Source organism: Vibrio sp. 1727, from assembly GCF_033344415.1.
In the GTDB taxonomy this organism is placed as follows: Bacteria; Pseudomonadota; Gammaproteobacteria; order Enterobacterales; family Vibrionaceae; genus Vibrio; species Vibrio alginolyticus.
The window spans coordinates 101,615-113,523 of the sequence record NZ_JAWPOT010000015.1 but is presented as its reverse complement, the minus strand read 5'-3'; the positions used below and the strand labels follow the sequence as shown (position 1 = coordinate 113,523).

The window sequence follows — 11,909 nt, the reverse complement described above, 5'->3', positions numbered from 1 at the left end:
GGATGTTCAACAAAGAGCAATTAATGGACCATGTTAAAATTTATATTCATTTCAATAAATTAACATAGCCCATTAACATGAATCCGAAGTGTAACGAGTGAATTCCACCCAATAAAAAGATACAAATGGGTGGGAAATGACCCATTTATGAAGAACAGCTTATCTCCATTTTCTTCCCCCATTCCGGCGGCAATTTCGCATAATCATCAAACTCGGGTTGCTCATCAAATGGGCGTTTTAACAGTTCGGCCAATCGGTGTAATTCGCTAAAGTCCCCTTCTTCCGCTTTATCAATCGCCAACTGAGCCAAGTAGTTACGCAAGATGTATTTGGGATTGGCTTGACGCATCTGTTTGCAACGCTGTTCGGTTGAAATCAGGCCCCCTAGTTCATCAACCTCTAGCTCACACCGAGCTAAGTACAGATCAAGCCAAGCTCGCGCTGCTTCTCGGTCGAGAAATAAATCGATTACGGCTTGGGAAGGCGCATTATCAAGGTTTGAGAGTGTTCTGAAGAAGCGAGTGTAGTCCGTTTTGTTCTGGTGAAGAAGCTCAAACATAGCTTCAAACAAACGCCCGTCTTCCGCTATCTTAGTTTTTAAGCCCAACTTCTCACGCATGAGACGGCTGAACTGCTGGCTTAAATGAACTTCAAATTGACTCAACGACGATTCTAAATCTTCTCGTTCAACGAGTGGCGATAACGCATGCGCCAGTGCTGACAGGTTCCAAAGCGCAATTCTAGGCTGTTGATCAAATGCGTAACGACCCTGGTAGTCTGAATGATTACAAATGTATCCCGGCTCATAATCATCAAGAAAGCCAAACGGACCATAATCAAAAGTTTGCCCAAGAATTGACATGTTATCGGTATTCATCACGCCATGCGCAAAACCAAAAGCTTGCCAATATGCGATCATCTCGGCTGTTTTAGTCACGATGGCGTCAAACATCGCGGCATATGGTTTCTCCGCCGATGCACAATCAGCAAAGTGCCACTCAATCACCTTATCCGCCAACAGCTTCTGCTCTGCTAACTGGTTGGTGTAAAAGAAATGCTCAAAGTGACCGAATCGAACATGGGTTTCAGCCATTCGAAGTAACAAAGCGCCCGATTCCGTTTTTTCTCGATAAACAGGTGTATCACTGACCATCATACCGAGAGCACGTGTCGTGGGAACCCCAAGGCCCGCCATGGCTTCACTGCACAGGTACTCACGGATAGTCGAGCGTAATACCGCTCGCCCATCCCCCATTCGCGAGTAAGGCGTTAGCCCTGCACCTTTGAGGTGAAGATCAAACCAAGTACCATCCTGATGCTCAATTTCTGCCAACAGTAATCCACGTCCATCGCCCAAATCTGGGTTGTAAACGCCAAACTGATGACCTGCATATTTCATCGCAAGAGGACGAAATTGTTCGAATTCGCTTAGCCCAGAAAAAACCGCCAATAACTCATCGTTTTGCTCTTCTGGTAAACCAAACTGCTGTGCAAACTCACCATTCCAAGCGACCCAGCGAGTGTTGTCCAAGGGTTGTGGCTCGACCAACGTATAGAACGCTGACGGTAATTGACTAAAGCGATGGGTGAAATTGACCCGTTGCCAAATGGACATGTAGGGTTCCTTAATAAAAAGAAGTACTGTTGTGAGTATACGTGTGAATGTCCCTGTCATTCAGCCATGAAATGGACATGGGTATTTTGCGTGAATAACGCGAAAGCGGCAGGAAGGTATCAACCTGCCGCAGACCGTCTCCTAAACGGAGGTAGCATGTAAAAACGATCAAAGGGTTAAGCGGAAAATTCTTCACCCGTTTTTGGTGGCTGTGATGGCGTATCAAAACGAGCGCGTTCGATATCCACTACCGTTTTATAGCTCAACGATAACAATGCCAGCTGGTACGCGCCAAAAATACCATAGGCCACACCGACAAGGCTCAACATAAAGAGATTCGTAAAGTGGCTAAAGATCAGCTGACTGAGCAAGCCCGCACCCAATGGAATTAGTCCCATCAAAATGAATACTTGTTTGTTGTATGCTCTGCTCTGGTTCCACGAACGACGCAAACTGCGCGGCTGATGATCCATTGCAGTCGCTGGCAACACAAATGACCATCGCGCCATTACCCAATAGCCAGGAATGCTTGCAATCGTTGTGATAATAGCCATAGCAACAAAGTCGGCTTCACCACTTTCTGCAATGTAGATAAACGACAACACAAAGATCGGGATACCAATAACGAGCATCATCATCAGTCCAAACAGTATCCACCAGCCTATGAAACGGAATTCTCGAGCTGACAAACGAAATACATCCAACGCAGAGTGCATGTAATCGCCGGCTAAATAAATTCGATGCACACGCACAGCCGCCATAGCGGCAACAAGTGGGTACAAAATAATTGTGACGAAATAAAATCCTGCGACATTGCCTTCTTGAACGTTCGCTTGATCTTTCCCCGTCATTTCAGGATACATAAAAGCAAAAATTGAGTGCACGATAATCAACGGAATACAAGCAATAACAATTGCGAGTAGATTCCTTCTGACCATCACTGCCGCTTCTCGGCATATTTCCGAAACAGAAAAGCCCTCGGTAGACATATAACATCCTTAGTTCATAAAAATCGGCCCCTAGGGTAACCGCAGAGTAGAAAAATCGCTTTAAAAATAATGAGAAACACATCTCATAAGACAATGAGAACGAAACCAAAATAGATCAGATAAAAAATAAGCCACTCAATGTGAGTGGCTTATACCGCAATTCAATACCGTTTTAGACGCGACGTCGCCAGCCTAATGTTGCAAGTAACATCAAAGCCCAATAAGAAACACTGCCGCTACCTTCAGAGTTCTTGAATGTCGTTGTCTTCAAAGAAGCAACAACCGTCACGATAACTTCACCCGTAGCAGTGGCACCATGACCGTCTGAAACCGTATATTGCAGCTTGATGCCGTCAGTAGGGCTATCCGGTGCTTGAAAACGGATTTTGCCATTCTCTACACTCGCACTTCCCACACCCGTTACGTTCTGTACACTTTCTACAACCAGTTTATCGCCGTTCACATCCGAATCATTGCTCGCTGCATCAATCAGAATACTTTCACCAACGGCAACGGTCGCCGTATCTGCAAGCGTAAGTGGCGCTGCGTTTTTCATGGTTAAATCGACGGTAGCACTGGACGTTTCATTACTAGGATCAGTCACGGTTAAACGGAATGTCAGAACCTCACCAGCTTTTGCACCTTGAGGCACCGTAAAGCTTGTGCTAACACTGGTTGCATTGCCAAGAGAAACTGAAGTGCCAGCCAACTGCTCCCATTTATAACTCAACACATCACCATCAGCATCCGTACTATTTAACGCAGACAACGTGACTCGCTGCCCAACCGTCATGTCTTTATTATCAACATCAATCACAGCCACTGGCGCTTCGTTGCTGCCAAGCACTTCCACCTGCACATTCACGATTGAAGATGAGTACGCACCATCAACCGACAACAAACGATATTGGAAAGTGTCCAGACCAACGAAGTTAGCTTCAGGTTGGTACTGGTTGCCAGAGATGGTGCCGTGCTCAGGCTTCTGCACAATGTCCACATTGAACTGATACCCTACCGCCATGAAATCATTGTCCATCAGGTTCAGTTTGATTGGCGTATTTTTATTGGTTTGTAACGAATCAGATTTCGCTTCAACCAAGTTGCTCGCATCCACATTCAATAATGCTGCAAACGGAATATAAGAGAACCCGGCTTTTTCTAGACCAAACGTGCCAATCTCACTGTAATCACCAGTCCACATTACAGGTAGAGAGGCTTTTTCAGTTTTTAGCAAGCGACCGAAATCAAAGTTTGCATCAAATTGACCGCCTTCCAATTCAACGACCAATAAATGCTGACCCGCACTCAATTGGCTTGGTTGGGGGAATAAAATTCGAGATGACTTTTGGAAGTTACCTTGCTGTAAAAGCTCAGCGTTGTTTTGATTCAATATTAATCGATAGCCAATGTTTCCAGAAAATGGGAATCGCCAAACTCGATAAGTCATGTCACTTTGAGCGCTATCTCTTTGCGCGTAAAGTTGAAGACCATCAAGCTCTGTATCACTATTCAAGTCCAGTGACACCGCCAGAGTGTTACTCCCACTCGCGTACACATAACCTTGGTGAAGAGAGTTCAGCCATGCTGATTTATTTGGTTCGTTTGTATGCTCAAGAGAAAAGCTACCGCCGTTGGTGTTGCTGGCAATGTTGGAAATACGAACCCCAGTATCAAACCCTGTGATCGCTCTCAGACCCGGGGTCGATGTATCTGAAATGACATCGCCACCATTAGGGTATAAATCGTCAGCGTCACTCCTACCATCATTTTCTAACTCATTCAGACCATCAGCCTGCATGATTTGAACCTGCATCGCGCCAACATCATTAAAGCGGTTCTGGACATTGACCGACGTCGCTAGGATACCTTCAGCCGCCAATGCTCGGTCGTAACCGCTAAAGGTGCGATTTTCCAAGTAAATACGTGGGCCAAACTCTTTCAAGTACGGGTCGAGATACACCAGCTTGACATCGTCGTTGTTCACAGAAATAGGCGCTGGACTTTCATGAGTTACCGTTGGTACAACAAAACCAGCAGCGTGTTTGCTCCATGCACTCATGTTCACCGGAGTGTCACCAGCGTATGAATCTCCCGGTTTCTGCGCCCATGAACCGCCACCCATCACGCCCCAAGAGCCGATCGAGGCATCACTGTTCCTTGCGTACAAATCCGGTAAGCCAAGCATTAAGTGGCCAAGCTCGTGTACGATCACGCCCAAGGTCGCTTGATGATCAACTTGATAGTCAGCGAACACACAATAGTCTGTGATCTTTTTACCATCTAGTGTGACATCATCGTGAGAGAATTTGTGCGGCCAAATCGCAGGACGGTTGAGAACCCCTGTTGAACGATCGCCCCCCGCAAAAATAAACATGACAGAGAGTTCTGACGGTTCTACGGTACCATTTTGATTGCTGTCGTAGGCCGAAAGATTAAAGTATGGATCCAGTTTTTGATAAGCCTCGGTGAAAACCGCATTCAACTTGGCGGTGCATGTCTTATCAGTCGAACTAGAGTGACAGTTAGGGTGGCTTTGTGCCACAGTCACATCTATCACACCGTCATTGGCGGTGCCGTAACTCTCAAGTGCAGGAACAACTTTGAATTTACCTTGAGAGTTTTTATCAAAGTAATCCACAACGCTTTGACCATTGGTATTAAATACGCGTTGCTCAAAATCATGCACCATTGCTTGGTCATCAAACGAAACTTGCACAACCAATAGGGGCTGCTGCTTCACCGTTGAACTGCTCATCGCCTGGTAACCTTGCGCCGAACGCAGTAGGTTTTTTCGTGCCATCGGTTCAATGGTTTTTAAAGAAGATAATTGCGGTTTAACTTGTAAATCCGGGCGAAACCTCGCCGACTCAGGTGGCTCACTCGACTGCGTTTTCACCACACCTGTCGAGATCAATATTGGCGTGTCTGACTCGCGCTGAATCTGCGCGAAAAACCAAACGCCGTCTTCCTGAAGTAAGGCATTGCCCTGCTTATCTTCAAACCAGTGGAAATCTGCCGTTCCACGTAGAATTGCCTCACTGGAGCTACCATCGCTCAACGCAATAGTATGCCAAACCGGTGATGGCGGAGTAGTTGCCATGCTCTTCCCTGCAAGAAGCGCAGTTAACATAGCCATGGCGAGTGTGTTGAATTTCAAAGTACGACTCCATCTTTTCGATTCGTTAATTAATACCAAGCACAACAAACACAAAGTAACCCTATGGGCATAGAGTAAGACTGAGTGACTATTGACGAAGGCTGGTATCAATTCGCTCAGATAACACGACGTAGTTTGGTGTCACACTACAAAAGCGTCGGATTCCAAAACGCTGTTATGAGCGTAGCTTCTGAGAATATAAATTGAGTGAATGAATAGTATCGAAACGAAAGGAAGAAGAAATGAACTTCTACGAATTTGTAGGTAAAATTGGGCAACATTCCACATATTCTATAAATGTACGAGCACTGCTATTAATCAATGCTCGTAATGGTCGCGCGGCCATTGTTTAACGCTATATTAACCTGTAAGAACGGCGTCTTCTGGGTATTTGACCAAGGTAGGTTCAGGACGTGCCAACATGTAGGCAAGCGTGAGCGGCCCAATACGACCAATGATCATCACCACGATCATAATGTATTTACCAGGTTCAGAAAGTTCCGCAGTCAAACCGGCGGTGAGCCCCACTGTGGCAAATGCGGAAATGGTTTCAAACATAACCTTATCAAAGCTGGCCTTCTCGGTAAGCATCAATAAAAACATTGCGCTTGTCAGGATGGCTCCGCTCACAACGATAATTGCCAATGACTTAGTCACAGTTTGCCAATTTATGGTTCGCTTAAACATAACCACATGTTTCTTTTGGCGTAAAAAGGTCCACGTAGCCATAAACGCAACAGCAAATGTGGAAACTTTAATACCGCCCCCCGTTGAGGTGGAACCCGCTCCAATTAACATCAGAACAATCATGACCAGTAAGGCCGGCTGAGTAAACAACGCCAAGTCAACACTATTAAACCCTGCCGTTCGAGCACTCGCAGATTGAAAGAATGCCGCCAACCATTGCCCTGCTGCAGGTAAAGACGCCATTGTGTTTGGGTTGCTTCGCTCAAGTAACCAAAACATCATCGTTCCGACTAAGAGCAATATCGGTGTCGCAATCAGCATGATTTTGGTGTGAAGATGCAAAAAGTGGAAACCTTTGCGCCAGTTTAGCCAGATGTCACCCACAACAGTAAAACCAAGCCCGCCAAAAATGAATAGCCCCGCCAGTGTAAAGATAACCAACGGATCATTCACAAAGCTCATCATACTGTCAGAAAACAGCGCGAACCCAGCGTTGTTAAATGCAGAAATTGCATGAAACAAGGCGTAAAACATACCAGTCTGCCAGCCCATTTCAGGGACCCAGCGGATAGAGAGAAAAATAAACCCGACCGTTTCTGCAACAAGCGCGAAAACAACAATCCGCTTTACTAGTCGGTTTAGATTGACTTGCCGATCTTGCCCTAATGCTTCTTTCGCCAGCGCTTGTTGACGCAAACTCAAACGCACGCCGAACATATAGAGTAAGACTGCCGACAACGTCATCTGCCCCAACCCGCCGATTTGCATTAAAAACATCAGCAAGATTTTACCCGCAAGCGTAAAGTGTTGCCCAGTATCGACAACACCAAGCCCTGTCACACTAATAGCGGACGTTGCAGTAAACAAAGCATCCGTTATCGACAGGCTCGTAACAGAAAAAACTGGCAAGGTTAGCAATACCGCAGAAGGCAGTAAAACACCGAGAAAACTGAGCAATATAATTCGCGGTTCGTTGCCTTTCGCTTTCTCTTGTTTACCATCTGGTGCGTAAAAAACACCTTTCTGATGAAAATACGTCATAGCGATTTTAATTTATTTGCGAGCGCATCTTGAGGGCCGACCACAATAATTAGGTCACCAATTTCTAGTGTGGTATTAAGGTCAGGTGCCTTGGTAATTTCTGGGCCCCGTTTAAACCCTAGCACTTGCACGCCATCGACTTTGCACAGAGCCAAATCACTTAGTGTCTTACCCATCCAACGAGAGCCAATCACAAACTCCGTCATAGCTAAGCCACTGCCTAATGGGTGGAACTCAAGAACCCGTTTATCGAGCATTTTACGCGCGACACGTATCCCCATGTCACGCTCAGGCATGATAATGTGGTCTGCGCCAATTTTTTGCAGAACACGAGCTTGGAAGCGGTCGTTGGCTTTAACCCATACTGACTTTACTCCCGCCTCTTTAGCAATCAATGTCGCAAGAATACTGGCATTGACATCCGCTCCGATGGCAATCATCACCATGTCGTAATCATCAAGTTTGAGCTCAGCAACCGTCTCTTCGTGAGTACAGTTAGCCACAACCGCCTGACTAACAAAACTGGCGGCTTCTTTAACTCTGTCTTCGTTGATGTCAACGGCTAAAACTTGAGCGCCTGAATCTTGTAACTCTTTACACACTGCCAAACCAAATCGGCCAAGACCAATAACGGCGAATTGCTTATCACCTGTTTTCATTTGTGCCCCATCTTATGCATTCATTAGCAAGCAAAAAAGTTTGCGCCCATTCCTTACCTTGTGCAAACCTGCGGACAGATAATTGACAAAAGCTTAACGCACCTTGATTCACTTTACGTGTTAAGCGTATGACACTGATTAACTTTTTTCCTCATTACCGAATAGAAACCGTCGCGATGGCTACATAATTGGATGCCTTAAAACGCAAAAAGCCGCAAGAATGCGGCTTTTAGATCATGGGATAAACTGGCTATTTTGATTCGCGCTTATCGTGCGGTTTACGTTTATTCTTAGGCACGTAATTTAAAATTGAAATTGGTACTGGCTTTCTTGGCGCAAAACCTTCAATTTCCACTCGCTCTAGCAAGTGCCCTAAACGACTTTCAATCATGCAGAGGTTCTTAAAGTCGTCTTTTGAAACCAGTGATATCGCCTCACCTTTCGCGCCAGCACGACCTGTACGACCAATACGATGTACATACTCATCCGCTGGGTAAGGTAAATCGTAGTTGATGACAACTGGCAGATTATCAATATCAATACCGCGCGCAGCAACGCCGGTTGCGACTAAGTACTGGATTTCACCCGCTTTAAACTTTTCTATTAATTCCTGGCGAACACGCTGATTACGGCCACTGTGGAATGCTTCTGCCACAATGCCACGTTTCTCAAGTTGGCTTACCAGTTTGGCTGCGCCGTGTTTAGTTTCAATAAATACCAGTACTTGCGACCAGTCACTTTCTTTAAGCAAGTGACTTAGCAGCGACGACTTCATGTCTTTATCGACGGTCGTGATCCACTGTTTAATATTTGATTTTGAGGCACTGTGCTTTGCAATCGTGATCTCTTCAGGATCAATAATCGCATTTTTCGCCAAGTCACGAACAGGGTTAGATAACGTCGCTGAGAACAGCAAACTTTGCACATGTTCTGGCATACAGTCGACGATTTTGTCGATCGCATCGATGAATCCCATATCCAACATTTTGTCGGCTTCATCAAGCACTAGCATTTCCACTTCATCAAAGTGAATCGCGCGTTGACCGTACAGATCAATCAAGCGCCCAGGCGTGCTTACCACAATATCGACACCCTCGATCAAGGCTTGTTTTTGTGGTGCATAATCCACACCACCAAACATCGCCATTGAGCGTAATGGTAAGTTTTTACCATAAGCTTCAATACTTTGATGAACCTGAAGCGCAAGTTCGCGTGTTGGCGTTAGGATAATCGCCCGAGCGCGTTTTTTACGTTGCGTTTCGCCTCGACTAAGCTTTTCTAAGATTGGCAGAACAAAACTGGCCGTTTTACCTGTGCCCGTTTGCGCTGCTGCAATTAAATTGCGGCCACGCAATACGATAGGAATGGCTTTTTGTTGGATAGAAGTGGGTTTTTCATAACCTAGCGCTTTTACTGCATCAGCAATCGATGCGCTTAAACCAAGCTTAGAAAATGGCATAGAAAGGTCTCAACAGAGGAAATGGGCGCGTAGTGTATCAGAATCCCCGTGAAGTAACAGAAGGATTCATGCGCGAAAAACTAGGAACATGACACAATCTTAGCCCATGAAATTGGGCTGCAAACCTTTTTCTAATTTTTGCCTCACTTTGTAGGAAACATCATTAAGCGTGATTTTCCCCGTTTTGTGGCGGTCGATACCTGCATTCTGTCGATAGGCAATTGAGCCTTGTCTGAACAAAACGAAAGACGGCGGTTTACCAATCGCAGCAGGGTAGAGAATGGCCATGTAAGCATCTTCTAAGCTATTAATTTTATTTCGATAGGGCCAATAGTACGCTTTCACATAGTCAAGTTGTTCAAGCGCGCTCATTCTCGCAAGAGTCTTTGTGTTCACTCCTAATGACTCTGCAGTAGAGGGCATAAATTGAATTAACCCTGTAGCCCCGCTTCCGGAACCATTTTTGATGCTTGGACTGAAAGTTTCAGCAGTTTCAAATGCCATGCACGCCATAAGATGATTAGGATTGATCTTTAGCTCTTTACTAATACGGATGACTTTAGATTTGAACTCTGGAGAAACTTTACCTCCCCACGCTACCGCGTTCTCGGGATCTGCAATCGAAGAGACCGTTGATGCGTCATGTTCTTCGACAATTTTAGAAAGTAGAGGAAGCGTTTGGCGTAGTCGATGGCTCGAACTCACCAAGCGAATTGATTTGGTAAGAAACTTGTCTTTTTTTTGATGTAGTTTTTGGAACTTTACTAACTTATACAGTTGCTTATAAACCGTTTTCACAACGAAGCCGGATGTAGGGAACACTCCCAGAATGTAATCCATTTCCTACAAATTTAATATAAATATCAGCAACAGGAATTCTAGATGTGATCAATGTCACCATAAAAATTCTCAAATTCGATACACACCGATGTAAGTGGTCAATGTGTCTCCAACACGCTAGAAATAAAAGTAGGGAGGCATTAAAAAGGTCTTACCAATTTTTTGGTAAGACCTGGGCTTACTGATTCTCGGATAAGCGAATGTATATTCTTACAGTTCAGCTTCCCGAACCAGTTCTGCAAGCGTCGACAAACGCTGCTCACTTTGTTTTACGTAAGGATTATTCGTATCCCAAGCATATCCAGCCAAAATCGCACTAATCATCTGTTTAATACGTGGGTTCGGGTTTTGATAGAAAATCACATCTTGCAACGTGCCGTTGTACCAGCCTTCCACATAAGTGCGGAATGTGTTCACTCCCACCATTAAGCGTTGCGAGTACTCTTCTTGCCAATCAACCTTTTCACCATTCAGCTGACGAACCACGCAGTCCGCTGCAAACTCTGCCGATTTCATGGCGATAGTGACACCCGATGAAAATACAGGATCAAGAAACTCACCAGCATTACCAAGCAACGCGTAGTGCTCTGTCGCTAAACGTTTGACGTTAGCAGAATAGCCACCCAACTCGCCTGCTGGATTCGGGTAATTCGCATTTCGCAACAAAGAAGCCAAACCCGGCTCTTCATTGGCTAACTGCTGCAACGCTGCAATCTTATCTTCTGGGTATTGTTCGAAAAATTCTGGCTCACCCACCACACCAAACGAACAAGTACCATTAGAAAATGGAATTAGCCAGTACCATACGTCGTGATTTTCAGGATGAACTGAAATTAAAATTTTGTTGCGATCGTATTCCGGCTCTTGGGGAGAGATATGATCTTCGATATGGGTAAAGATCGCTTTTCTAGGCGGAAGACAAGAAGGTTCTTCTAGCTCCAACAAGCGTGGCAAAACACGCCCAAAGCCACTTGCATCCAACACAAAATCTGCTTCAATTTGATAAGCCTTCTTATTTGAGTCGAGCACTTCTAATCGAGACTTTTTCCCTTCAAACACTAGGTTGAGCAGCTCATGCTGATAGCGAATCTCTACGCCTTGCTCTTCAGCGCTATCTGCCAATACTTTATCAAAGTTGGCACGTTGAACCTGAAACGTCGTGCCCGGTCCTGGAGTGTATTTGTTTGTAAAGTCGAACTGGGTGTATACGCCATTACGACGAAATGCAGCACCATCTTTATACTGGAAACCAAACTGCTTTACTGCATGAGTCATTCCTGCTTGTTCAACAACTTCCATACATGCAGGGAGTAGGCTTTCTCCTATGGAAAAACGTGGAAAAGTCGCTTTTTCTAAGACAACAACATCTATGCCACGCGATTTTAATAAGGCAGAAACGGTTGAACCTGATGGCCCCGCTCCTACGACAACAACTTGCTTGAGCTCTATTTTCATTCTGAAT

At 45.2% G+C, this 11,909-nt stretch carries 8 protein-coding genes; all 8 read right to left on the bottom strand.

Translation table 11 applies throughout. From position 1 onward, the window contains the following. Positions 1 to 145: 145 nt before the first annotated feature. Positions 146 to 1,615 (bottom strand): protein adenylyltransferase SelO, encoded by a 1,470-nt coding sequence (locus tag R8O10_RS15300; RefSeq protein ID WP_053303268.1) that lies wholly within the window; start codon positions 1,613 to 1,615, stop codon positions 146 to 148. A 176-nt stretch (positions 1,616 to 1,791) separates the two neighbouring features. Further along, positions 1,792 to 2,604 (bottom strand): sugar transporter, encoded by an 813-nt coding sequence (locus tag R8O10_RS15295; protein ID WP_136976368.1) that lies wholly within the window; start codon positions 2,602 to 2,604, stop codon positions 1,792 to 1,794. A gap of 172 nt (positions 2,605 to 2,776) precedes the next feature. Then, a complete protein-coding gene (locus R8O10_RS15290) occupies positions 2,777 to 5,761 on the bottom strand; it encodes a M6 family metalloprotease domain-containing protein (protein WP_318191535.1) in 2,985 nt (994 codons plus the stop codon). Between the two features lie 360 nt (positions 5,762 to 6,121). Further along, a complete protein-coding gene (locus tag R8O10_RS15285; RefSeq protein WP_318191534.1) occupies positions 6,122 to 7,489 on the bottom strand; it encodes a TrkH family potassium uptake protein in 1,368 nt (455 codons plus the stop codon). Next, positions 7,486 to 8,148, bottom strand: coding sequence for a potassium channel family protein (locus tag R8O10_RS15280; RefSeq protein ID WP_005388291.1), 663 nt, complete (start codon positions 8,146 to 8,148; stop codon positions 7,486 to 7,488). The genes R8O10_RS15285 and R8O10_RS15280 overlap by 4 nt, the downstream gene beginning before the upstream one ends. 250 nt (positions 8,149 to 8,398) lie before the next feature. Beyond that, complete coding sequence (locus R8O10_RS15275; RefSeq protein ID WP_256913588.1) at positions 8,399 to 9,607, bottom strand: DEAD/DEAH box helicase; 1,209 nt, start codon at positions 9,605 to 9,607, stop codon at positions 8,399 to 8,401. 99 nt (positions 9,608 to 9,706) lie between these two features. Then, the gene (locus tag R8O10_RS15270) at positions 9,707 to 10,447 is read right to left on the bottom strand and encodes a transglycosylase SLT domain-containing protein (RefSeq protein WP_080276914.1); all 741 of its coding nucleotides are present in this window, start codon (positions 10,445 to 10,447) and stop codon (positions 9,707 to 9,709) included. 210 nt (positions 10,448 to 10,657) lie between these two features. Continuing rightward, positions 10,658 to 11,902 carry an NAD(P)/FAD-dependent oxidoreductase gene (locus tag R8O10_RS15265; RefSeq protein WP_225466560.1) on the bottom strand — a complete coding sequence of 415 codons (1,245 nt, stop codon included), beginning with the start codon at positions 11,900 to 11,902 and terminating at the stop codon, positions 10,658 to 10,660. Positions 11,903 to 11,909: the final 7 nt, after the last annotated feature.